The organism is Atlanticothrix silvestris CENA357 (assembly GCF_016056295.1).
Classification (GTDB): Bacteria; Cyanobacteriota; Cyanobacteriia; order Cyanobacteriales; family Nostocaceae; genus Atlanticothrix; species Atlanticothrix silvestris.
The window spans coordinates 14,057-38,631 of record NZ_JAECZB010000029.1; the positions used below are offsets into that span (position 1 = coordinate 14,057).

The 24,575-nt window shown below is 39.6% G+C and carries 23 protein-coding genes; 6 read left to right on the top strand and 17 right to left on the bottom strand.

Translation table 11 applies throughout. The features are described 5' to 3' along the window. Nucleotides 1–23 precede the first annotated feature (23 nt). The 3 genes from I8751_RS13215 to I8751_RS29605 form a co-directional block, all read right to left on the bottom strand. On the bottom strand, nucleotides 24–683 hold the full coding sequence (locus I8751_RS13215) for a Uma2 family endonuclease (RefSeq protein ID WP_214439623.1): 660 nt from the start codon (nucleotides 681–683) through the stop codon (nucleotides 24–26). Between the two features lie 117 nt (nucleotides 684–800). Beyond that, the gene (locus I8751_RS29600) at nucleotides 801–1,835 is read right to left on the bottom strand and encodes a hypothetical protein (protein WP_225894136.1); all 1,035 of its coding nucleotides are present in this window, start codon (nucleotides 1,833–1,835) and stop codon (nucleotides 801–803) included. 81 nt (nucleotides 1,836–1,916) lie between these two features. Further along, nucleotides 1,917–2,564, bottom strand: coding sequence for a serine/threonine protein kinase (locus tag I8751_RS29605; RefSeq protein WP_225894137.1), 648 nt, complete (start codon nucleotides 2,562–2,564; stop codon nucleotides 1,917–1,919). 294 nt (nucleotides 2,565–2,858) lie between these two features. Between I8751_RS29605 and miaE the strand changes: the two genes are divergently transcribed. From miaE to I8751_RS13235, 3 genes are read left to right on the top strand one after another with little or no spacing between them, the layout of a single operon-like run. After that, complete coding sequence (gene miaE / locus I8751_RS13225; RefSeq protein WP_214439624.1) at nucleotides 2,859–3,458, top strand: tRNA-(ms[2]io[6]A)-hydroxylase; 600 nt, start codon at nucleotides 2,859–2,861, stop codon at nucleotides 3,456–3,458. Nucleotides 3,459–3,476: 18 nt separating this feature from the next. Then, nucleotides 3,477–3,884 carry a VOC family protein gene (locus I8751_RS13230; RefSeq protein WP_214439625.1) on the top strand — a complete coding sequence of 136 codons (408 nt, stop codon included), beginning with the start codon at nucleotides 3,477–3,479 and terminating at the stop codon, nucleotides 3,882–3,884. Between the two features lie 20 nt (nucleotides 3,885–3,904). Beyond that, entirely contained in the window at nucleotides 3,905–4,855 is a 951-nt protein-coding gene (locus tag I8751_RS13235) for a DUF4351 domain-containing protein (RefSeq protein WP_214439626.1), read from the top strand. A gap of 121 nt (nucleotides 4,856–4,976) precedes the next feature. On the opposite strand, the gene murJ is transcribed toward I8751_RS13235, so the two are convergent. The 3 genes from murJ to I8751_RS13250 all read right to left on the bottom strand — a co-directional run bounded on the left by murJ (nucleotide 4,977) and on the right by I8751_RS13250 (nucleotide 10,247). Then, entirely contained in the window at nucleotides 4,977–6,581 is a 1,605-nt protein-coding gene (gene murJ, locus I8751_RS13240; protein WP_214439627.1) for a murein biosynthesis integral membrane protein MurJ, read from the bottom strand. Between the two features lie 141 nt (nucleotides 6,582–6,722). Further along, nucleotides 6,723–9,299 carry a PAS domain-containing hybrid sensor histidine kinase/response regulator gene (locus tag I8751_RS13245; RefSeq protein WP_214439628.1) on the bottom strand — a complete coding sequence of 859 codons (2,577 nt, stop codon included), beginning with the start codon at nucleotides 9,297–9,299 and terminating at the stop codon, nucleotides 6,723–6,725. Nucleotides 9,300–9,548: 249 nt separating this feature from the next. Beyond that, on the bottom strand, nucleotides 9,549–10,247 hold the full coding sequence (locus I8751_RS13250) for a rhomboid family intramembrane serine protease (RefSeq protein WP_214439629.1): 699 nt from the start codon (nucleotides 10,245–10,247) through the stop codon (nucleotides 9,549–9,551). Between the two features lie 151 nt (nucleotides 10,248–10,398). Here I8751_RS13250 and I8751_RS13255 point away from each other — a divergent pair, with 151 nt between their 5' ends. Continuing rightward, nucleotides 10,399–12,516 carry a serine/threonine-protein kinase gene (locus tag I8751_RS13255; protein WP_214439630.1) on the top strand — a complete coding sequence of 706 codons (2,118 nt, stop codon included), beginning with the start codon at nucleotides 10,399–10,401 and terminating at the stop codon, nucleotides 12,514–12,516. 1 nt (nucleotide 12,517) lies between these two features. Here the strand turns inward: I8751_RS13255 and I8751_RS13260 are convergent, their stop codons facing one another. The 9 genes from I8751_RS13260 to I8751_RS13300 form a co-directional block, all read right to left on the bottom strand. Then, a complete protein-coding gene (locus I8751_RS13260; RefSeq protein WP_214439631.1) occupies nucleotides 12,518–13,639 on the bottom strand; it encodes a sensor protein KdpD in 1,122 nt (373 codons plus the stop codon). 782 nt (nucleotides 13,640–14,421) lie between these two features. Further along, nucleotides 14,422–14,682 (bottom strand): DUF7219 family protein, encoded by a 261-nt coding sequence (locus I8751_RS13265; protein WP_214439632.1) that lies wholly within the window; start codon nucleotides 14,680–14,682, stop codon nucleotides 14,422–14,424. A 128-nt stretch (nucleotides 14,683–14,810) separates the two neighbouring features. After that, nucleotides 14,811–16,235 (bottom strand): hypothetical protein, encoded by a 1,425-nt coding sequence (locus tag I8751_RS13270; protein WP_214439633.1) that lies wholly within the window; start codon nucleotides 16,233–16,235, stop codon nucleotides 14,811–14,813. A 63-nt stretch (nucleotides 16,236–16,298) separates the two neighbouring features. After that, on the bottom strand, nucleotides 16,299–16,607 hold the full coding sequence (locus tag I8751_RS13275) for a hypothetical protein (RefSeq protein ID WP_214439634.1): 309 nt from the start codon (nucleotides 16,605–16,607) through the stop codon (nucleotides 16,299–16,301). Between the two features lie 23 nt (nucleotides 16,608–16,630). Beyond that, complete coding sequence (gene kdpC / locus I8751_RS13280) at nucleotides 16,631–17,212, bottom strand: K(+)-transporting ATPase subunit C (RefSeq protein ID WP_214439635.1); 582 nt, start codon at nucleotides 17,210–17,212, stop codon at nucleotides 16,631–16,633. Beyond that, entirely contained in the window at nucleotides 17,212–17,433 is a 222-nt protein-coding gene (locus I8751_RS13285; protein ID WP_214439636.1) for a potassium-transporting ATPase subunit F, read from the bottom strand. Before I8751_RS13285 ends, kdpC begins: the two co-directional genes overlap by 1 nt. A 35-nt stretch (nucleotides 17,434–17,468) precedes the next feature. Further along, complete coding sequence (gene kdpB / locus I8751_RS13290) at nucleotides 17,469–19,538, bottom strand: potassium-transporting ATPase subunit KdpB (RefSeq protein WP_214439637.1); 2,070 nt, start codon at nucleotides 19,536–19,538, stop codon at nucleotides 17,469–17,471. Nucleotides 19,539–19,696: 158 nt separating this feature from the next. Then, nucleotides 19,697–21,382 (bottom strand): potassium-transporting ATPase subunit KdpA, encoded by a 1,686-nt coding sequence (kdpA, locus tag I8751_RS13295; protein ID WP_214439638.1) that lies wholly within the window; start codon nucleotides 21,380–21,382, stop codon nucleotides 19,697–19,699. Nucleotides 21,383–21,409: 27 nt separating this feature from the next. Continuing rightward, nucleotides 21,410–21,691 (bottom strand): TrkA C-terminal domain-containing protein, encoded by a 282-nt coding sequence (locus I8751_RS13300; RefSeq protein WP_214439639.1) that lies wholly within the window; start codon nucleotides 21,689–21,691, stop codon nucleotides 21,410–21,412. A 276-nt stretch (nucleotides 21,692–21,967) separates the two neighbouring features. Between I8751_RS13300 and I8751_RS13305 the strand changes: the two genes are divergently transcribed. Beyond that, nucleotides 21,968–23,071: a sensor histidine kinase gene (locus I8751_RS13305; protein ID WP_214439640.1), complete on the top strand. Its 1,104-nt coding sequence runs from the start codon at nucleotides 21,968–21,970 to the stop codon at nucleotides 23,069–23,071. Nucleotide 23,072: 1 nt separating this feature from the next. After that, a complete protein-coding gene (locus I8751_RS13310) occupies nucleotides 23,073–23,762 on the top strand; it encodes a response regulator transcription factor (protein WP_214439641.1) in 690 nt (229 codons plus the stop codon). 86 nt (nucleotides 23,763–23,848) lie between these two features. Here I8751_RS13310 and I8751_RS30595 read toward each other — a convergent pair whose 3' ends face one another. Next, the gene (locus tag I8751_RS30595) at nucleotides 23,849–24,061 is read right to left on the bottom strand and encodes a transposase (RefSeq protein WP_214439642.1); all 213 of its coding nucleotides are present in this window, start codon (nucleotides 24,059–24,061) and stop codon (nucleotides 23,849–23,851) included. After that, on the bottom strand, nucleotides 24,061–24,462 hold the full coding sequence (locus tag I8751_RS30400; protein ID WP_214439643.1) for a transposase: 402 nt from the start codon (nucleotides 24,460–24,462) through the stop codon (nucleotides 24,061–24,063). The genes I8751_RS30595 and I8751_RS30400 overlap by 1 nt, the downstream gene beginning before the upstream one ends. Nucleotides 24,463–24,575 lie beyond the last annotated feature (113 nt).

Here is a 24,575-nt window from a genome sequence, read left to right on the forward strand (position 1 = left end):
TTTAATTTTAGCGATCGCCTAGCTTAAATTGTATCTGGGTCGATATTTAACTCTCGCAGTTTTGCTGCTAAACGTTCTGCCGTTTCTTCAGGTGTCGGTACTAATTGTCCATCTGCTGTAAAAAATCGCAATAGTCCATCATAAATTCCTAGATGTAACCCTAACTGATGACTCCACAAATTTCCTTGCTCATTTGCTTGTAGAGGTTGATATTCTCCATCTACTAAATGAAATCCTGCAAACTCTTGTGTAAAAGGGTCAAACCAAAAATAATCTGGGGTGCGGAAAGTCTCTTGATAAATTTTTTTCTTTAAATTTCTGTCTGTATTTGCTGTTGATTGGGAGAGAATTTCTACAATTACATGAGGATATTTGCCGTCTTCTTCCCAGACTACCCAGCTTTTACGAGTTTTGCGTTGAGTTCCTAACACTACAAAAAAGTCTGGACCACGGAAGTATTCTGATTTGAGTTGGCGCGGACTATAGTAAATCGTCAAGTTTCCTATCGCATAGAAATCATTTCTATCTCGCCACAACCATTTTAAGCATTTGAGTAAGAGCATAATCTGCTCTAAATGTATTTCTGTTTCCAAGGGAGGTTCGTCACTATATAAGTCACCAGGGGGAAATATAACATCTTGGCAGATACTTTCTTGAATATCTAACTCTTTAGCAATGGTCATAGAATCAATACGGCATCTATTATTTATGCGTTTATTTTAGCTCAGATGTTTTAAGCCAGTTTCCTCACAAACAAGACTAGATCCCCGACTTCTTTGAGAAGTCGGGGATCTGTTTCATTACGGCTTAATTAAGGATTCTTGAGACTGGCGGTATTTAGCAATTAACTTGCGTCGTTTTAGAGGCGAATAAAGCAACATGGAAAGTGCAGGTAAGCTGGTTCCGGTTAGTGTTAACAAAATCAATGGATTGAGAAAACCCGCTATTATTCCAGTTCCTACACTAGCCCCAAATCCTAATATTAGTAATATTAGTACAGTTGTAAATGAGTCTTTAGCCAAATTTATAACCCAATTCATAAGCCAAAGCACAGCCCCACTCACAGGCCAACCCACAGCCAGAAGCACAGCCAAACCCACAGCCCTACTCACAGCCCCACTCACAGTCCCACTCACAGCCAGAAGCACAGCCAAACCCACAGCCAAACTCACGGACAAACTCACAGCATGGCCCACAGAGCCTGTTCTTTTTAGTGTCCAATAACCCATCCCAGACCCACATACAAGCAAGACAATACTAACAGATAGAATCCACTCGTATCCAAAAGCTTGTAACAACAAACTTGCACCATAAGTAATAAACCAAGTCATAGCTACAGCTACCACCATAGCCATTAAAAATAGCCTGATTAAAGCACCATAGGGTATCTTTCGCTTTTTTTGAATCGGTAAAGCAGCCGTGTGTACCTTCACCGTTAAAGTGTGAGTTGCTGGATAAGCATTACTATGTAGTATCAGTTGACGTTTATACTGCTTATCTGCCATTAATTTGCTCGTATCTATATGAACCAAGCACACAGTACGATTTCCAGTAAACTTAGCAGGCGTTACCCCAATCCAAGCATGATTATTTGGTACATGGGGCGGATCTTGAAGATGAGGTGCAACTTCCCATCTACCTTGTAATAAAGTATCTGATATTGGGTTTTCAACTGTGATGCTTTGGGTTTGCTTTTCTCCCAATCGGTTCGCTTTAAACTCCAGCACTGTTTCACTGAAATCAACTCCTGCTACACGGATGACATCAAGTGGCTTAAGTGTTGCTAAAGCTGCTCTAGCATTGGCAAAACGGTTTTTTTGTAACGGTTGTATCATCTTTTCCAACCAATCTAGAAACCGTAGACTCAAGTGAGGTAACAGATGACGAAACTTAATTAAATATGGATCATCTTGATCTTAAAATTGATCTATTTTTGTTGATTTGATTCCTGTCAGTAAACAAATCAAAGTTATACCCAAACTGTATAAGTCTGTAGCGGCTGTTGGTTTAAACATTTGCTCTGGTGGAATAAAACCAGGAGTACCTCTAAATACACTACTCCCCGCAACTTCCTGGCTCCCAATCCGAGCAAAACCAAAGTCAATTATATAAACCTGGAGTTGCTCATCTACCAAAATATTTTCTGGTTTGATATCCCGATGAATTACAGCAGGATTAAGACTTTGCAGATATACAAGAATTTCTAAGGCGTTGACAGCAATTTGTTTAATTTCTTCTGGTGCAAAATTAGGGGTTTGTGCGAGAGATGGAGCGTTGATATATTCTTGCACCAAACAAAAGCCATCAAATGTAGCAAAGGAAGTCAAGTAACGGGGAATACCAAGATGCTCTAGTCCTTTTAATACATCAATTTCCCTTTGATGAGCCTGAAAACCAGACCAACTTGAACCAGCTTGAGCAAAGCAAAACTGCTTTAATACTACTTCCTTGTGATCAATATTTGATGCTAGCCAAGTAATCCTTCCTCCTTCACGATTACGTCCCAACTCTTGCAAAATTTGATAGCCGTGTTCGCTGAAGTCTGGATATGGATAGCCATTCATAATTTAAGGATAACTAATTTATGATATGCCAAATTTGCTATGTATTACGCAAATACACTTAAGGTAGCAGAGGTATTTTAATTAATCAATATTTTTCACAAGAGTTATTTAAGTGTTTCTAATGAAAATATAGAGAGTGGGAAGATAGAGGAAGTGATCTGGACTCTATAAAGTTTCTATTCGTACTAGTGGTTTAGTAATTTTGTCATAACATAGCCGATCGCCTCATCTGCCATTAAAATCAATTTGCTGGGATATTTAGCATTACTAAAATTTCTGGAGTTTTGTCACCCTGTGCTTACTTCTGCATTACCCACCATCAACGCCCTGAAACAACCCACTAGCGATGCTTGGGTAAAACAGGCGATCGCAAATTTAGATATCATCTTACTTGACCATTCTCACTGCGAACGCAAAGCCGCAGGTGTGGCGTTAAATTTGATGTTTCGTTATCCTTCCAATACTAAGATGGTTCGGGAGTTAACTGCGATCGCCCGCGAAGAACTAGAACACTTTGAACTAGTTAATCAGTGGCTAGAACGCCGAAATATACCCCTTGCACCTTTACCACCACCTCCCTACGGCGCTGGTTTAAGAGCTGCTGTGCGTCCTCAAGAACCCAATCGCTTTTTAGATTCTTTACTAGTTACTGGTTTAATTGAAGCTCGTAGTCACGAACGCTTAGGATTATTAGCTACACATTGTCCTGAGGCAGAATTAGCCAAATTTTATCGGGGTTTGATGGCATCAGAAGCGCGTCACTTTGGTACATACTGGGTTTTAGCAGATACTTACTTTGACAGAGAAGTTGTAATGCAACGACTCGACGAACTGGCTATAGTCGAAAGTGAGTTGCTGGTAAATTTGTATTCAGAGCCAAGAATCCATAGTTAGTAGAATTACGTAAGAGATATGATACTTCAGTTAACACACATCAGGTTGCTAGTCTCCAACTTCAAAGATTGTTTTCTGTTTTACCGCGATGTGCTGGGATTTGGTATTGATTGGGGCGACGAAAATAGCTGGTACGCCGAGTTGCACACCGGAGAAAATATCAAGTTAGCTTTGTTTAGAAAAGAGTTAATGGCTGAAGCAGTTCCCAGTGCTTATCAACCTTCAGCTATCGAATGTCATAACAAAGTAGCCTTAGTTTTTGCAGTGGATAACGTGGATGAACTGTATCAATACCTTAAAGAAAATAATGTGACAATTGTGACTCAACCTCAAAATCGTCCAGCATGGGGATTAAGAACAGTACATTTCCGAGATCCTGATGGTAATTTAATTGAATTTTTTAGCAATCTCGAAACTGTAAATTAAACCATCTACCAACCTAATTCATGATCGATGAGTACGAAAGAGTCGATAATGATTCACCGTGGAAAGAAATCTTAGAAGCTTACTTTCCTCAAGCCATGCAGTTTTTCTTTCCTCAAACTGCTGCACTCATAAATTGGGAACGTCCCCATGAATTTCTCGATAAAGAATTTCAACAAATAGCCCGCGATGCTGAACAAGGAAGAAGATATGCAGATAAATTGGTTAAAGTTTGGCAAATTCAAGGACAAGAAATTTGGCTATTAATTCATGTTGAAATTCAGGCTAAACCGGAAGAAATTTTTGCAGAGAGAATGTTTTCTTACAACCTGCGGATTTTTGACAGATTTGCGAAACCAGCCATTAGTTTAGCGATTTTGTGCGATACACACCTGACATGGCGACCAAATCAATACAGTTATAATTATCCCGATACCAAACTTCATTTTGAATTTGGAACTGTCAAACTGTTGGATTATCAAAACCGTTGGACAGAATTAGAGGAAAGCGACAATCCTTTTGCTACGGTTGTGATGGCACATTTAAAAACACAGCAGACTATTAAAAAGCCAGGAGAACGCAAAACTTGGAAATTTAGCTTAATTCGCCGATTGTACGAATTAGGTTTGTTAGAAAAAGATATTCGTAACCTTTACCGCTTCGTTGATTGGGTTATGATTTTACCAAAAGCATTAGAAGCAGAGTTTTGGCAAGATTTTAAGGAGTTGGAGCAGGAGCGTACAATGAGCTATATTACTACAGGCGAGCGCATAGGCTACGAACGCGGACAGCAGGAACTAGTTCTACGGCAACTACAAAGACGAGTAGGAGAGCTGCCGCAAGAGGTTACAAAGCAAGTACAGGCTCTTTCACGGGAAGACTTAGAAGCACTTGGCGAAGCTCTATTAGATTTTGCAGCAATGAGTGATTTGCTAAATTGGCTACAAGCACATCTCAATGAAACTGAAAATTAGCGATGTCTGACAACAAAAAGCAGAGCTTATATGCACTTATGAACCAATACCATTCAGTTAAGCAAAAAAGCCTCATGTAGAGATGCGACTTATCGCGTCTGATAAGACTATTTTGTGAAAGTTATTTTTTAAGTAAACGCTGGCGCATACGACTCACAAAAATATTCACCTCTGGTATTTTCATCAGTGCAACGATCGCAGCAAATACTAAAATTCCTACTAAACCAGATACGCACAATTGCAAAAGTTGAATTAGTAAACCTTTTGTACCTAGCAACTGCTGACAACCAACCAAAGTAGCAAAGCTAGCTACCCCAGCGACAACGCTACCAGCCATCAAACCTAAAATCGGTACACTCCACTCACGCCAAGGTAAGCCATTGAGTTTGCGATCAAGTAACCATAACAGCATTAACATTGAACTACAATTAACACCTACCGTTGCTAACACCAAACCAGGAGCGCCAAAAGGTTGCACAAAAAACCAATCTAATACGACGTTGAGGAAAATGTTAAAAGTACTAATACGAAAAGGTGTTTGTCCATCGCCTAAAGCATAAAATACCCGCACCAAGACATCACGCCCTAAGTAGGCAAACATGCCAATACCGTAAGCAATTAACAACGAAGATACTAATTGTGTAGCTTCTTGCTTAAAAGCACCACGCTCATACACTACCTGGACAATTGGTACAGATAAAGCAACCATCAGCGCCCCTAAAGGTAGCATGGTGACAGCAGTGAGGAGTAATCCTTGGCGAATGCGTAATTTTAAGTCTGGCCAATTTTCTGGCTCAGAAAGTTTGGCAAACATCGGTAATAGGGGCAGCAAAATAATATTAGAAATTATCCCTAAAGGAGTCTGCACTAACAGATTGGCATAGTTAAAACCAGCAGCAGCGCCAGGAATTGGACTAGCAAAGTAGAGGTCTGTAGCGACGTTAATTGGCATCATCCCCGAAGAAATTGTGGCCGGAGTCATGATTCTAATTACTTCTTGAACTGCGGGAGATTTAAAATTAAATCGTAGCCGTAATGTACCAAGTCCTAAGCGCCACTGGACAATTAGCTGCACCAACCATTGGAGAATTGCTCCTGCTAAAGTTCCCCAAGCTAACACCATGCCACCGATGAAAGCGTATTCTGGTTTGATAATATCTTTACCTAGTTGTCCAGTTAAAATAGCAATACCTGCAACAACGGTAATACTGGATAATAAGGGACTAATAGAAAGTAACCAATATTGATTAGCTGCATTGAGAGTGCCAAAGCCAATGCCAATTAATCCGGCAAATAAAGCCATTGGTGCCATAATTCGCAGCTGTTGAATAGCGATCGCCCTGGTTGTTGGTTCTAAACCATAACCGACAATATCAACGATCGCATCTGCAAAGAAAATCTGAGCAAATGTCACCACTAATAGCAATGCACCTACTAGTGTTGTCACCGTTTCTACTAAGGGAGCAGATTCTTGTTGCTTGCGCTTGGCTAAAACGCTAACGATCGCACTGTGTAATGGCCCATTTACACCACCCAATAAGATTAATAAAAAACCAGGAATAATATAGGCATAACTATAAGCAGTAGCAGCAGCACCGACACCAAAAGCAGCTGCGATCGCTTGCTGCCTTACCAAACCAAATACTTTACTAATTAATGTGGCTGCGGCAACAATGCCAGCAATACCAGCGAACGAACGAGAGGGTTTTGGATTTTCTTGTGTCACAAATATCTAGTAGGGAATAGGGAATAGCTATGATACCTGACAATTCTTGCACAGTGTATATCTGTTGAACATTTAACCTGAATATTGCAGTCTGTCAGGCAAATTTTGAAAAATTACCCTAGCCCCTAGCCCCTAATTCCATTAATCTTTATTAATCAAACTAGCGATCGCTTTAATCAATACTTCTGGGTCTACAGGTTTGGATACATGCAGTTGAAATCCTGCTGCTAGCGCTTGCTGTTGATTAATTTCTCCAGCATAAGCTGTCAGGGCGATCGCTGGTAGATTGCCTCCCTGTTGGGGCGATCGTTGTCTCACTTGACGCATGAGCATATAACCGTCTACTTCTGGCATCCCAATATCACTAATCAAAATGTCTGGTAGCGATTGCGACAAATATTCTAGTGCTTCTTTAGCTGATGTTACGGTATTTACTTCTACACCATACTCTTGCAAAATAAAAGATACTAAGTCTCGGATATCTGGTTCATCATCTACTACCAGAATTTTAGTGTGTTTCAAAAGCAGAGGATGAGGTGTAGGCAAGGGTTTATTATCCTCATTTTTAATTTGTTCACTTCTGACTAAAAGTGGCAACCTAACGGTGAAAGTAGCACCTAATCCTTCTCCTGGGCTTTGGGCTTTCACTGTTCCCCCATGTAGTTCTACAACTTGACGGACGATCGCCAATCCTAATCCTAGCCCACCAAATTTACGAGTAGTTGTACCATCAGCCTGACGGAAATAATCGAATACATAAGGCAAAAATGCCGCCGTAATTCCCTTACCTGTATCACTGACCTGAATTTGAGCTTGGAAATCAACCTCAGCCAGTTTAATTTCTACCCGTCCTCCAGGTGGTGTAAATTTGACTGCATTAGATAGCAAATTCCAAACGACTTGTTGCAGGCGATTGGGATCGCCCATAACTTGCCCTAATGCTGGATCAAGTATGGTCTGAATTTGAATTGATTTGGCTTCTGCTGCGAGTCGCACTGTCTCTAGTGACCCTTCCACTACCATTGCTAGGCCTACTGGACAAACATTTAGACTCAATTTTCCTTGCAGGATGCGAGATACATCTAATAAATCTTCAATTAATTGAGTTTGTAATTTGGCATTACGTTCAATAGTTTCTAAGGCGCGGTCAGTAGTGGCGGGATCAAATTTGCGAGATCGTAGCAACTTTGACCAGCCCATAATAGGGTTGAGTGGGGTTCGCAGTTCATGGGAGAGAACCGCCAAAAATTCATCTTTAATGCGGTTAGCGGCTTCTGCCTCTTGACGGGCTGCACGTTCTGCTTGGAATAAGCGATCGCGCTCTTTTTCGGTATGTTTGCGCTCGGTAATATCTAGTACACAAGCGACTCCATTTTTTTGAGAGTCATTCAGTAGCGCAACTCCTAAAACAACTGATACTTGCTGACCATTACGGTGGATATACTCTTTTTCATAAATTCGAGAGACTCCAGTTGCTTGCGCCTCTTTAATCGCGCGATCGTCTAAATGCTGATATTCAACAGGAGTTAATTCTCGCCAATCAATTTTACCCAAGGCCGTAAATTCATCACGAGTGTAGCCCACCAGTTGTAAGTAAGCGTCATTGGCATCAGTGATGAAGCCATCTACATTCCAAAAAGCTATCCCTACAAGGTTAGATTCAAACAAGCGCCGAAATCGAGCTTCACTGTTGCGTAAGGACTGCTCAGCCCGTTTATGTCCTGTAATATCGCGTGAGACAGTGATCACGCCCTCAATTTGTCCTAAATTTCGTAAAGGAGTGAGGATATATTCATAGAAATGCACCCCATCTGCTGATATGTACTCACATTCATCCTTAATTGGTTGGCCAGTCGCCATGACAGTTTGGCGTTGATTATCTACTCTATCTACAATGTTGGCGGATAAATCCAATTCTTGGACAGTTTTGCCGATAACATCTTCAGGTTTGAAACCTAATACAGCAGCTCCACCATAACTGACGTACTGATAGCGGCCGATGCGATCAAAGATAAAAATGTGATCTACAGATGCTGAAAGGATGGCATTTAAGATATTTGCTTGTTCTTGAACTTGAGTTGTCAGCTTGCGATTACTATCTTCTGAGAGTTTGTGGCTAGTAATATCCATACAAACCCCAATCATCCGTACTGCTTGGTTTTGCTCATCATAGAGAAATTTTCCCTTAGCGAAAATCCAATGGACACTCTTATCTGGCCAAATAACACGAAATTCATCTCTGTACTCGGTTTTTTCTTCTAATGTATGGGTGATAACTTGCATGACAGATTGGCTGTCTTCTGGATGAATGCAACTCAGAAAAGCTTCATAATTGCCAGCAAAACTGCCTGGAACCAAGCCAAATAGTAGTTGATGAATTTCCGACCAGATCAATTTATTAGTGATAATATTCCAGTCCCAAAAGCCCATTTGGGCAGCATCTAGTGCTAGCCTTAGCCGTTCTTCACTTTCCCTTAGAGCAATTTCTACATCCTGACATGTGCCTTGCTCAAGATGCCATTCAATGGCACGCCCAGCAACTTGAATCTGAGGATTTTTATCTATGTTTGCTAATTTTGCATCTAGGTCTATTAGTTGTTGCTCCAGTGCTGCTTGCTTTTGTTGATACTGTATTTCTGATTGTTCTAGGTCAGTAATACGCTGTCGTAGAGCTGCTAATTCATCAAGTTCACAGTTAGGTTTATCAACGTCTGACATCTGGAAAACAACTCACAATAAACAATACCAACTTGAATTGTATGCACCTCATAGATCTGATTGAGTATGAATTTTTTCCTCAAAAAATTCAATCCCTCGCAAGGTACATAAGAGTTTCAGCCTAAAGGCAGATATTTATCATCATAGCGATGTCTCCAGACGCAACGCCATAGATCTAAGCTTTTAGTTTAGTGAACAACAAGATCCCCGACTTCTTAAAGAAGTCGGGGATCTGAAATTCGTATTTTTTCATTTCTTAAGTCGCATGAAAGCCCCACCCATGAATAGTCCTACTACCTGCGACCAGTAGAACATACTAGATGAATTCACCCCAGACGGGGGAATGTTTAAACTACCAATACCGTAAAATAATTGTTGCATAAACCACCAAAATAAATAAACAAAGGCTGGAACTTCAATAGGGACATACACAATTAATAAAGGTAAAATTGTGTCAATTTTGGCTTTCGGGAACTTCATAATATAAGCTCCTAAAATAGCTGCGATCGCCCCATTTGCACCAATTAATGGTAATGTCAAATTCGGCTCGGCTAAAATTTGTGCTATCCCAGTTAAAATCCCAGCCGTTATATAAAATCCTAAATAGCGTCCATGCCCCAGAATGTTTTCTACAGTTTTACCAAAAACCCACAAAAAAAGCAGATTTCCTAAAATTTGGCTAAAACTGCCATGCAAAAACATTCCTAAAATTAGTGAAGCCGAACGCCAAATCACAACTATCCAAGCTGCGGGATTAAATAATAGTGCATTTGTAATTGCCCCACTTATTTGGGCTGGAATGACTCCCCAAGTATTGACAAAATAGCCTAATTCCCCACTAAATTCTAGTTTTAGTTCCCATAAAAACATGGGAATATTAATGCCAATCAGCCAATAATTAATAATTGGTTTACTACGGCTGCGAATGCGATCGCTAATAGGAATCATTGTTAGTTGTTAGTGGTCAGTTGTCAGTTGTCAGTTGTTAGTAGTGTTTTTTCTCCTTGTTCCCTGCCCTCTGCCTCCTCACTCCCCACACTCACTGCTAACCTGTGGCAAGATTGGAATCAGACACAACGCGTTCAACTAGGCAACCGAGATGCTAGGAAACATACTTGTTGGAAGATACCAAATTATTAGCCACTTGGGAGGTGGAGGATTTGGTGAAACTTTTGTCGCTTGTGATACTCACTTGCCTGGTTTACCTCAGTGTGTTGTGAAGAAACTTAAGCCTCAGGCGACTGACCCAGTAACTTTAGAAACAGCTAGGCGTTTATTTGATACGGAAGCGCAAGTACTGTATAAGTTAGGTACTCACGATCGCATCCCGCAACTTTTAGCTTATTTTGAGGAAAATGCGGAATTTTATCTTGTACAAGAACTCATCGAAGGTCATGACCTGAGTAAAGAATTAGCAGCCGGAAAAACGCTAAGTCAAGACCACGTGATTTTGTTATTACAAGAAATCTTAGAAATTTTAGAATTTGTTCACCAACAAAAGGTGATTCACCGCGATGTCAATCCGCACAATTTACTGAGACGGCAGCAAGATGGCAAGTTAATTTTAATTGACTTTGGAGCCGTTAAACAAATCACTACTCAAGTAGTTACTCCGGACGGTCAAACTAAGTCTACTGTTGCGATAGGCACACCCGGATATATTCCTGGAGAACAGGCTCATGGTACACCAAAATTTAGTAGTGATATCTATGCTGTAGGGATAATTGCGATTCAAGCGCTCACGGGAATATCTCCTGAACAATTAGATAAAGATGCCGAAACTAATGAAATTATTTGGCAAAATAAAACTATAATTTCGCCAGAGTTAGCCCAATTTCTAGACAAAATGGTGTGTTATGATTTCCGCCAACGCTATGCTTCCGCTACTGTGGCATTGCAATATCTAAAGGAGTTAACACAGTTAACATCTAGCACTATAGCCTTTAGCCCTCCTGCCTTACCAATTCAGCAAATAAAAAGCAGTAAACATAAAAAAGGACTGTTCATTAAGTTATTATTATCCTTGTTTTTAATTGGTGTCAGTGGAGTAGCATCGATATTTGTTGTTAATAGTATTAATACTAGTAACGCTACAGAATTATCTAAACAAGGCAATACTCTTTTTGAACTGCAACGCTATAAAGATGCGCTAATGGCCTATGAACAGGCAGTTGAAATTAGACCAGATTATGCTCAAGGATGGAATGGTCAAGGTAAAACTTTATTTAAACTAAAACAATATAAAGCAGCACTGGCAGCTTACGATAAAGCAATTCAAATTCAGCCTAACTATGTAGAGGCTTGGAGTGGACGGGGTTTTATTCTCCAAAATTTACAGCGATATTCAGAAGCGATCGCCTCTTTTGACAAAGCCTTAAAATTACAAAATAATTATCCAGAAATTTGGAATGCTCAAGGTGAAATCTTTAGTAATTTAAAACAGTATGATAATGCCATAAAATCTTATGAACAGGCGATAAAACTGAAGCCAGATTATTATGAAGCTTGGTATCAAAAAGGGCTAGCTCTACAAAATCTCAAACAATATGAAGAGGCGATCGCAGCTTATGATCAAGCAATTGATATTAAATCAGATTACGAACAAGCTTGGTATAATCGAGGTAATGCACTAGTAAATTTAAATCGCTACGAAGATGCTTTTAAAGCTTATGACCAAGTGGTGCAGTATAATCCCAATTATGAGCCAGCTTGGTTGTCTAGAAGTAATGTTCTCATGACTTTGCGCCGCTATCCAGAAGCAATAGAATCATTTAATCAAGTAATTAAAGATGACTCTAAAAATTATCAAGCTTGGTATAGTCGAGGTTGGGCACTACATCAAAGCCAACGTTATGACGAGGCTATACAATCTTATAAAAAAGCGGCAGCAATTGAACCAAAAAATTATCAAGTTTGGTACAACTTAGGTAACTCTCAATATATTTTACAGAAATATGAAGAGGCGATCGCATCATATAATAAAGCGGTTCGTTACAAGCCTAATCATTATGAAAGTTGGTATAGCCGCGGTAATGCCTTATCAAATTTAGAACGATATAAAGATGCGATCGCTTCTTACGATCAAGCACTTAAATATAAACCTGATTATCAACAAGCAATAGATGCTCGTAATCAAGCTCAAAGTCAACTAAAAACCGAAAAACTACAACCTGTAATTGTACCAACTATACCAATACAAGAAAACACTGAAGATTAAATCATTTTTCAGTAGCGATAATATGTAAATCTATTTTTTGATGTCTAATTAGCTCCATCAATCTTTGTGTGAAAGAACCTTTGAGCCATCTTTTCCATAAAGACTGCTGGCTTTCACCAATAATAATTTGAGTGATGTGATAATCTACTGCAACTTGAGCAATTTTTTTGGCGATACTTTGGCTCTTAAAATGTAAAAATTCGCCACCAAAATCTCGACATAATTTCTCGCATGTATCGATATGCAAACTCTCTTCTTTAGTAAGAAAACTTTCGGAACGCGCTACAAACACAGTATACAGTCGCGCATTCATAGAATTGGCTATGCGTGCGCCTCGACGTAGCAATTGCACTGAATCCGGATAAGTAGATACACATACTAAAACTCGTTCGTGAACATTGCAATTTTGTCCTATTAAGTTGGAAGTGTTTGCTTCTTCCTCAACGGTATCTGCTACTTCTCTTAATGCTAGTTCCCTTAAAGCAATGAGATTACGACGCTGAAAGAAGTTTTTCAGAGATTGTTCGATTTTTTCAGGAGCATAAATTTTCCCTTCTTGTAAGCGTTCTTCTAGAGTTTCTGGAGTAACATCAATCACAACAACAGCATCAGCTTCATCAAGTAGATAATCAGGAATGCGCTCTCGCACCACCACACCTGTAATTTTTGCCACTAGGTCGTTTAAACTTTCCAAATGTTGAATATTGACAGTGGAATAAACATCAATTCCAGCTGCCAAAATTGCTTCCACATTCTGATAGCGCTTTTCTCGTTGAGAACCAGGAACGTTAGTATGAGCAAGTTCATCCACTAGAACCAGTTGGGGAGAGCGTTGCAGAATTGCGTCTGTGTCCATTTCCTGTAGAGTAACGTTCTGATGGATGCAGGCTTTTTGGGAAACTACCTCTATTCCAACAGCTTTCATTGCCGTATCTTTACGGCCATGAGTTTCTAATATACCGATAACTACATCAATTCCATCTTGTTTGAGTTGATGTGCTTCTTCCAGCATTTTGTAAGTTTTGCCGACACCGGGAGCCATACCAATAAAAATCTTATGTTTCCCGCGTCGGTTAGGACGAATATAAGAACTATCGGGAGATGAGGTATGAGAATGAATCATGAACAAGATATGGGTAAGTTTTCAATAGTCTTGATGAGAATGGTTAATTAATAGTAGAAGCTTCCAACTTAATCTATAGGATTAATCTAATAGCCAAAATTTTTGGTCAGTATTATTTTTTCTGCTTGAATTGTTTATCGAGAGTATAATCAGCACAATTATGTGCTGCTTTTGTTAAAACAATATCAGGATGTACAGCACAATGAAGATACTGGTTATCATTGTAAAATATACATTTTTTACAAGAAAAATTGCGGCATATTTTAAGTTTTGAACTTTGGGTTTTCTGGATTTTTATTTTACGTAAAAATGTTCTAAAGATCAAAGTACTTTTTCTGGCAATAAAGCGGGTAATAACCAGTAAAAAAAAGCTTGTATTTCTTATTGTAATCAATATAAACCTAATCATTTTAACTGCTGAAAGTAACGTCGTATTTTTAACAAACTAGTTTTATATTCTTAGATATGATCCATAAAAGTGTAGTCAGATAATAGATCATCAAAATATAGTTAATTATGAGCATTAGTCGTAAATTACACTAAGATGGCAAGATAGAATTTTTATATCTAAGTTACAAAAATATAAAAGGCTCTCCTAGACTTGCTATTTAATACTTAATACAAGCTTAAATTCTTATATGCCAAGGAATTCAATACAATCAAATTTAATTTGTATTAAATCTGTTGTTTTGTCTGCACCAAAGCTTATCATATAAATGTTTTCAGGTTTTTTAAGTATTAATTTATCATACCCAAACTGGGAGAGCCATATAAAATAGCTATTAAATAATTGCTGATGAATCACTGTCGATTGCTAATTGCTGATAACTACTTTGTAAATTTTGCCAGAGTAGTTCAACTTGCTTGTATGCTTCATGAGGACAAAGCTTACCAGATGTTTCTAATGCTGTAATATAACCAATTTTTTGAGAAAATTCTTGTAGGTTGGCATTAAACACTAAATTCTTTGGTTGTACTTGCCCACAATAGCGGCTATAAGAGTAAAGAAAATTATTTTTATCTAATTGATTGGATTTTTCCATAAATTATATTTGCTAAATTACTAATAAATTGATAGTACCTGATTATATAGGTTAGGCATAATCAAAATATTTTATCTATAAGCATAACCTATGTACTAATTACAAAGAATGCAAAATGTTTGTTAAATTCAAGCTTTAAGTTTTTTATTTTTAACCAAGATTTGTGGTAAGTTCTTTTTATCCTTTTGGAGATAGCATATTTCTACTAAAGTTGGCCATATTTCTAAAGAAGCATGAAACTGGCTAATTACATCATCGACAATTCTAGAAACATTTTGTTGAAAAAAATCAGCTTCAAAACCATAAAAAACTCTTGATAAATTATCAGAAAATAGTTGCAATGAATACTTGCGTTCTTGATTTTTAGTGGATTCTGAAGCTTTGATAATTTGGGTATGAATAGTGCTAATTTTTTCTAAAATTTCCTCAGATTCTTGCAAGGTAACTTCCCCATAATAATCAAACTTAATCCCCATGTCATCAAGATGATATACACTATCTTTAATTCTCCTTTTGAGTAGGTTACATATTTCTTCATTAAATATCTCACTAGCCAGAGGATTACGCATATAGTTATTTCTGGTATGATTCTGTACAGCATCAACGTGTGCTGCTACAATGCCTTCTTGTTGTATCCAAAGTCTATAAATGTAATCCTCAAATCTGAGACGAGTCGGAAAAAAGGGTGGTAAACCTAGCCGATTATCATATCCAGCTACTCCACAATCCATGCGCCAATTTTTGTTGGTGATTACTGGTCTAAAATTGGTCAGGATATAAAAATTATTTAGATCATCTGGATTGATTTGGTTCTCATTGTTGAGGTATATATGAACAAAATCAAGTGTATCAATGTCGTTTGTTCCTGTGCGAAAGGTTTGAGCAATTTTCACAACACATTCATTTGCTAATTTCCCTTTTTGTAAAAATAGGGAATTTTCGTGAAAATAACCTTTGGTTGTGTTAGTTTCTAAGTCCATTGCTGTATCAATTATTAATTCTCCTATTTCAAAATTTTTTGGTATGTGGTTGATATCTTGCCCTAAAACATCCTCAAACGCAGTGAGTATGTCAAAAGATTTATGAATGAAACATTGTTCATGCGGTTTGATTAATCTACCTCGACAAATCTCATCTTCGGATAAAGATTCTCGACTAGTTTCTATCAGAGCATCTGGTCGCATATCGTCATCTGCACTGACCATTAAATGTCCGAGAGTGTACATTAATGTGAAATTTCGATTCCCTCCGTAGCTGGGTCTAAATAAGTTTTTGACCAGTGATTCCAGTTTGCGATCGCGCAGTCTTTCATTTAAAAAACTTATAAACTGCTCTTTTTCACGAGGGCCAACATAAAATATGTCATTGAATGTTTTAGTTTGTTCTAGTAGTGGATAATACTTCTCGTGATTGCTAACACTAGAATCATCAAAAACTATAATTTTGGTTGCGTGTCCATTTGCCCAAAAATTCTTGTCATATTCTTCAATTGTTTGGGCTACATCTCTGAGGCGACAAGTGGGAATTACAAAGATAGTTTCTGGTTGTCTCATAATTGATTTAAATGATTTGTAATACAGTTGATAAAACGTCAAGAAATTTGGCACGAATTTATATTAAGGCTTGTTCCAAATCCTTTCTAAAATTTCAATTTGGCTTTGGGTTTGGGGCGTTAACTTTTGGATAGTGTCTAAAGTTTTGGCTTTCCGGAAAATATAAATTGCTTGTCGTTTTTTATACCTATTGTGTTGAAGCAGCCATCCTAAGATGAAGCCGATGAACAAGAAGGTCAAGAAAATGCTTGTGACAGATTTGATGTTATGGTCAGGTGATGCCAACTGAGGCGGTTGATTATATTGATTTTCCTGGAGAGTAATCGCCACTCGCAGAGATGGTATATCTCTGGAGTTGATAGCGTGAAACATAATTTATTGACTTCCTCAATAAGTCAACTGACAGGCTGTAAAGCATCCAAAGCCATATTTAGCTGCAAAACATTGATTCCAGGTTCACCAAAAATTCCCATAAATCTGCCATCTATATTTTGAGATACTAGAGTTTGAATTTGGGCTGCATTCAGATTACGGGCGCTGGCGATACGCCGCACCTGTGCTTGGGCTGCTGCAACGCTAATGTGAGGATCTAAACCGGAGCCAGAAGTATAAACTAAATCAGCAGTTGGTTGTATGTTGGCTTGTTTCAGCCGTGCTACTTCTACTTGAATACGTTTGAGTAGTTCAGGATTGCCGGGTGCGAGGTTGCTGGCTCCTGATACACCAGTTGTGGCAACTTCTGGGCTTATACTGTATTCTACAGTGCTGGGACGGCTCCAGAAATAGCGATCGCTGTTAAAGGGTTGACCAATTAAGGTAGAGCCTACAACTGTACCTTGACTGTTAGTAATTAAGCTGCCGTTAGCCTGAAAGGAAAATGCTATCTGTCCACAAAGTAGCATGAATAAAGGATAGAGGAAGGCTGTTAGTAGCCATAAAGCTAAAGTAGAACGAACAGCTTTATTGAGTTGGCTCATTAGAATTTCTCCGGTTGAAAAATGACTACAAATAAATAAATACTCACGCTCAGAGTCACAAGTCCTAAAAGGGCAATAGCGTAAGATGCAGAACGTGATATTGCGAACGGTGTTGCGGCTTGTACTGCTGGTGCTAGAAGTACATTCAAGCAAAGCAGTAAGAATAGAGATAAGGGAATGCGATTTGGTTTTTCACCAATCAAGTCAAATACATTCTTCATAATTAAAATAGTGAATTGCAATGCAGATTTTTGGACTAAGCTAGACCTATGGACACAATCAAAACATCAATTATTTTGATGGCAAAGAAGGGAATCAAAACGCCACCAAGTCCATAAATAAAAATATTGCGTTGCAAAAGTTGATCTGCGGTTAATGGTCGAAATTTAACCCCAGTCAGTGCTAAGGGGATGAGTGCTGGAATCACTAAGGCGTTATAAATCAAAGCTGATAAAACCGCAGATTGGGTACTTGCCAAACCCATAATATTGAGAGTGCCAACACCAATGCCCGCAAATATTGCAGGAAGAATGGCAAAATACTTGGCGATATCATTAGCAACAGAAAAAGTGGTGAGTGCGCCACGGGTAATCAGTAATTGTTTACCAATAGTGACGATATCAATTAACTTGGTAGGGTCAGAATCAAGGTCTACCATATTAGCAGCTTCCTTTGCCGCTTGAGTGCCTGTATTCATTGCTACACCTACATTTGCTTGAGCTAAAGCTGGGGCATCATTAGTACCATCTCCAGTCATAGCTACGAGTTTTCCTTGGGCTTGTTCTGTCCGAATCACCTCAATTTTGTCTTCAGGTGTAGCCTCGGCAATAAAGTCATCAACTCCTGCTTCTTCGGCAATCACAGATGCAGTAATACGGTTATCTCCGGTCAGCATAATGGTTTTAATTCCCATCCGCCGCATTTGGTCAAAACGTTCTCTAATTCCCGGTTTAATGATGTCTTTGAGATAAATTACACCGTAGATTTCATCATTTTTACAAAGTGCTAATGGAGTACCACCTAATCGAGAAATTCGTTCAAAGGTGATATCAAGTTCGGAGGTTAATTTTCCATTTCGGGAGCGCACAAATCCTTTAATCGCGTCCACTGCACCTTTACGAATTTGCACCTCGTTGGCTAAATCAGTGCCACTCATCCGCGTTTTGGCAGAAAATTCGATGCCTTCTGCTTGTTTGGGGTCAAAATCTAATTTTGCCCCTAATTTTTCTGCCAGTTTGACGATGGATTTTCCTTCTGGAGTTTCATCAAATATGCTTGATTCTAGAGCAACCTTTGCTACCTTCTCCATAGAATGACCATTAACGGGAATAAATTCCTCTGCCAAACGGTTTCCCAAGGTAATCGTACCTGTTTTATCCAATATCAGGGTGTTGATATCTCCGCAGGCTTCAACCGCCCGTCCGGAAGTCGCAATTACATTAAACTGGGCGACTCTATCCATTCCAGCAATCCCAATTGCACTTAATAATCCGCCAATAGTGGTAGGAATCAGTGCCACAAGTAAGGCTATGAGTACGGCAATACTAATAGGTGAGTTAATGTAGACTGACACTGTAGGTAAAGTGGCAATCACAACCAAAAACACTTGAGTGAGAACTGCCAACAAAACCGTTAGGGCAATTTCATTAGGTGTTTTGCTGCGAGAAGCTCCTTCTACTAAACCAATCATGCGGTCAATAAAGCCTTGTCCAGGGTCAGCAGTGACCCGGATTATCAGTTCATCGGAGGTGATACGCGTTCCTCCAGTCACGGAACTAGCAATATCTGACCCTGGTTCTTTCAATACTGGTGCTGATTCTCCCGTAATGGCAGATTCATCCACAGAGGCAACACCTTTAATCACCTCCCCATCAGCAGGAATAACATCCCCAGCAATTACCTTGATTTGGTCGCCACGACGTAAGGCTGTAGAACTAACCTCTTGGATGGAACCATCAGCAAGGAGTTTTTTGGCTTTAGCATCAGATTTTGCCGATCGCAAGGCATCTGCTTGAGCTTTACCTCGTCCTTCAGCTACAGCTTCAGCAAAGTTGGCAAAGACAATGGTGAAGAACAGAATCAGGGTAATTAAACCATTGAATAATCTGGGATTATCACCAGGTGTTGCACCAAATAAATTTGGTGCAATTGTAACCAGTGCTGTGATGATCGTACCCAACCAAACTACAAACATCACTGGATTTTTCAGCATGTTACGCGGATGTAGCTTAACAAATGCTTGCTGAAATGCGCGTTTGTAAAGTCCGGCTGATTTGGCTTTGGGTTTATGTTTGCGTTCTTGTCGCAATTTTGTAGATGGTGTCATTGGTGATTAATTAATTTAAAAAAATTAGGCACAGGCGCAAACAAGAGAATATTTCGCGTTGCATAGTTGCGAGATGATTTACCAACTTCCAAAATTCTCCCCCTGCCTCCCCTGTCCCGGTTGTTGAGCGTAGCGATGCACTGCTCCCCCTGCTCTCTTCATCCACCTCTGGCAATCAGAAATGCCTCTGCTATGGGGCCTAAAACAAGTGCAGGAAGGAAGGTAAGAGCGCCAAGAATTAAAATCACTCCGCTTGTAACTCCCGTGAAAAGCTTAGTGTCAGTTCTGAGAGTGCCAGCGGTCATAGGAACAGGTTGCTTGCGGGACATATTATCTGCCAAAAGTAGCAGTGCAATAATTGCGATATAACGTCCTGCCAAAATACTGACACTCGTGCTGAGATTCCACCACAGAGTGTTATCGTTTAATCCTTCAAAGCCAGAACCGTTATTAGCGGCGGCGGAAGCGTATTCGTAAACTACCTGGGAAACTCCATGAAAACCTGGATTACTAATACCTGAAAGGGTATCGGGAAAGCCAAAGGTAATAGCCCAAGGAATGAGAATAGCAAAGGGGTGAACTAATAAGACAACGCTGGCTAGGACAATTTCTGGTTTCTCAATTTTGCGTCCTAAAAATTCTGGTGTTCGTCCCACCATTAACCCAGTCAAGAACACCGCCAAAATAAGATAAATAAATAGGTAAGCTGTACCAGTTCCTTGACCTCCCCAAATAATTTGCAAAAACATATTAAAGAGAGTGGCAAATCCACCTGGAGGCATTAAGGAATCGTGCATACCATTAACAGCACCACACATAGTTGCTGTAGTCATGACTGCCCAAAGTGCTGTTTGCGCCCATCCAAATCGTACCTCTTTGCCTTCTAAGTTGGGTTGCTGTTCTCCTAGTAGTGGGTTAACAAGGGGATTTCCTTGAAATTCGCCTACTGCGGCAACACCTACTAAAAACACAAAAATGACAAAGACCATCCAAAACACTAGCCATGCTTGTTTACGGTTATTAGCAAATATGCCGTAGGTATAAATCAGCGATGTGGGGATGGCAATCATGATGCAAGTCTCTAACAAATTTGTAAAGCCATTGGGATTTTCGTAAGGATGGGCTGAGTTGATACCAAAAAAGCCACCACCGTTTTCTCCTAGTTCTTTAATAATTTCAAAGTGGGCAACCGGACCACGGGCAATTACTTGAGTTGCACCCTCTAAGGTAGTTGCTGTAGCTGGGCCTGCTAAGGTTTCGGGTACACCTGCCAAAATCAATAACAAGCCACCAATTATAGATATGGGTAACAAAATTCGCGTGATTGACTTAATTAAATCGCTGTAAAAGTTGCCTAATGGTCTACCAGTTAAACCACGAATAAAGGCAATTCCTACTGCTAAACCAGTCGCCGCTGAAGTAAACATCAAGAACCCAAGGGCGAAAGTTTGACTGGCATAGGTATAAGTTGTTTCACCAGAATAATGCTGTTGATTAGTGTTAGTGACAAAGGAAATAGCAGTATGTAGCGCTAAATCCCAACTTGGCGCACCTAAGTTTGTGGGATTTAGCGGCAACCACCCTTGCAACATCAGGATTAAAAAAACTAAAATCCCCATGACGAGATTGCTATACAGTACAGCTTTGGCATACTGCCAACCTGTCATTTCTTCTTGGGGACGTATACCACTAAAGGCATAAATAGCTTTGTCTAAGGGATTTATTACTGCATCAAGGAGTGTTTTTTCTCCCATGAAAATGCGAGCTATATATTTCCCCAGTAAGGGAGTAATTGCGATGACTATCAGTAATGTCAAAGCAATTTGTATCCATCCTTGTAACATAAATTTAAAAAAGCTCCTGATACATTTTTATATTGTCGAATTTTTGATGAAACACTCTTTAGGCGAATAGTGAATTGGATGCTTTTTATTCAGGACAAAACTGAGCATGGGAACTGAGGCTGAATTTAAAGCAACAGCTAGTATATAATCTCCATACCAAATTATGGGTTCAGCACTTGCTTGGATAACTTGATTATTTCTAACAATGCCGAGAACTATGCAACTTTCTGGCAACGATAAGCTAGTTAAAGCTCTACCACAATGGTAACTGTTGCTCAGAATTCTTACACTGATTAAACTTAATGCCATAACGCATTTTTGCGATTAAGAGAACAATAGAAACAATGTTCTCTAGTTATTACTAATTAATATAATCAACGAATTTATGAGCTAAAACAAGTAATAGAAAGGTATAAAATAGCGTTTATTTTTTATTTATGGTGTTTATTGAGTAATATATATTAAGCGTTTAGGACGTTTATTTTTAGGTAAACGCTTCATTGATTGGTTAATAATCTGGTATACTCTATTTTAGATAAAAGTAATTTTTAGTGGAAAAAATATATAGTAACCATCATGTCCTAAATGGGAGATTTCAAAGTTAAATTACTTCATAAAGAATCGCCTTTAGGGAAATTTTTGCTAATTGCAGGTCTATTCGTAGTTGCACTAATTCTGGAGTACTCTACACCTACTGAATATGTGTTTGGCTATCTTTATACAGGGCCGATTTTGTTAGCAAACTCCTGGTTAGGGAGGCGTGGCACTTTTCAAGCCACTTTCTTTGCTGTGTGCCTAACCATGCTGAATCTTGTAGTGCCAGGAGGCGAAGTCATGAAGGTTGCGACGATCGCCAGTAGAGCGATCGCAGCGATCGCCTTGATTGTCACAGGTGTTTTGAGCGATCGCCTGCACCGTTCAGAAGAAGCGATCGCCCTGACTCGTGCCAAGCTAGAAGCTCAAGAAGAATTGTCTAGAGTACGTGAAGATTTTGCTTCTACTCTTACCCATGATCTCAAAACTCCATTACTGGGAGCAATTGAAACTCTCAAAGCCTTTGAACAAGAAAAATTTGGTGCTGTCTCATCGGCACAACAAAAAGTTTTAGCCACAATGACGCGCAGCCATCAAACTTCCCTACAACTGCTAGAAACTTTGTTGGATATCTATCGCAATGATACAGAAGGCTTAAAACTCAACTCAGCACCTGTAGATTTGGCTATCTTGGCAGAAGAAGCTGCTAGCACTCTCTCGGAGTTAGCAGCTAGCCGCCGCGTTTATCTTTCACTTAACTATGGTGACTCTGATTGGCGGCGATCGCTATGGGTTCAGGGTGACGCTTTGCAACTTCAACGAGTTTTTACCAATCTTTTAGTTAATGCTATCAACCATTCTCGGCGCGGTGAGCGTGTGGAAATAGTATTAGAACCGCAAGTTTCTTATCAAGTTGTGAAAGTTTTGGATACGGGTGCAGGTATTGTACCCGAACAGTTCTCCCATTTATTCGACCGATTTTACCAGGGACATAGCGATCGCCAAGCCAAAGGTTCTGGATTAGGGCTTTATCTATCTCGGCAAATTATTGCAGCCCACGGCGGTATAATTTGGGCAGAGAACAGAGTACCTATCGGTGCGATGTTTGCTTTCAAGCTTCCCGTTTACCCGTCTCAATCTTCTGTTACTGTGTGAGATGCCATCTACCCCAATCAAAATTCTCCTAGTAGAAGATGATGAACTTTTTCGTTTAGGTTTGCATGTGCGATTGCAGCAAGAAACTGGCTTAGAGATTATTGCTGAGGCCGAAGATGGAGAAACAGCTATTGAGTTAATTAACCAAAAATCTTTCGATGTGGTGTTACTAGATGTGGGATTGCCAGGAATTGGCGGAATAGAAGCCTGTCGCCAAATTAAACAGCAAAATCCTCAGTTACCAGTTTTAGTTTTGACTTCCCACTCCCAAAAGTCTCTAATTGCAAGATTAATTGAAGCAGGCGCTCAAGGCTATTGTCTAAAAGGAGTGGCAGCAGAAAAATTAGTGCTGGCACTTCGTTCTGTTGCTGCTGGGGCATCCTGGTGGGATGAAACTGCAACCAAAGAAATTCGTTCTACTTTTGCATCTGATCTTGACGAACCCAACTCAGAAAATATCTCAAAACCTTCCAACCCCCTAACCCAACGCGAACAAGAAATTTTGTCGCTATTAGCAGCCGGAAAAACTAATCAAGAAATTGCCCTGACACTCTACATTACACCTGGAACTGTCAGGGTGCATGTTCATACGATTTTGCATAAATTAGGAGTAGGCGATCGCACTCAAGCTGTTGTTGTGGCTTTACAAAAAAGGTTAATTAAAACTGACTTGACTGTAGAAGAGCAGTAATTTCACAACTTTTTCTAAACTTGAAATTACTGAATTCACATTAATTCTGAGAGGATGTCTGAAAAGTTTTTAATAGGTAATTTTAATCACGCAAGTGGTTTGAGCATCAAACGAACCATCGCAATGTAAACAAAGGTTTCTGTTGTTGCGGGTAAGATTTCATAATCCTTACTTAATCGCGGACACCAATTAAACCAACCAAAAGTTCGCTCAACTAACCAACGTTTAGGAAGTACAACAAAACCTTTTTGTTCTTCGTGGCGGGTAACAATACTCAAAATCCATCGGTAGACATCCATTACCCAATGCAGAAAATCCTGACCACGATAGCCGCCGTGAAAAAAGCAGGGGAGCAGGGAGCTCTTAGCAGGGGAGAAAAACCACCCACAAGGGGGAGCCAGTCTCGTGGGCGGGTTCCCCGACTTGAGTGAAGTGGCATCAAGGTTTGTACCTTTCCCCCTGCCCCCTGCCTCTTATCAATGCGCCATTGTCGGAAGTAATGATACACCGTTTTCCATTTAGGAAAATCGTTTGGGAGCATTTGCCACGCACAACCTGCACACAAAATGTACATGATTGCGTTAACGATCGCCTGCATATCGACACTTTGTTTGCGACCTCCAGTTTTTGGCTGTGGAATCAGGCTTGATAATAGTTCCCATTGCTCACTAGTCAGATTACTTGGGTACGATGGACTCATAGCTCTCGTAACGCTGTCATACTTAAGTACTTTTTCTACTGACAGGATACCGTTATGTGAGCTTTCTGACTTTTCAGACATCCTCTAATCTTGATTCTCGCTGTGCATTAAAA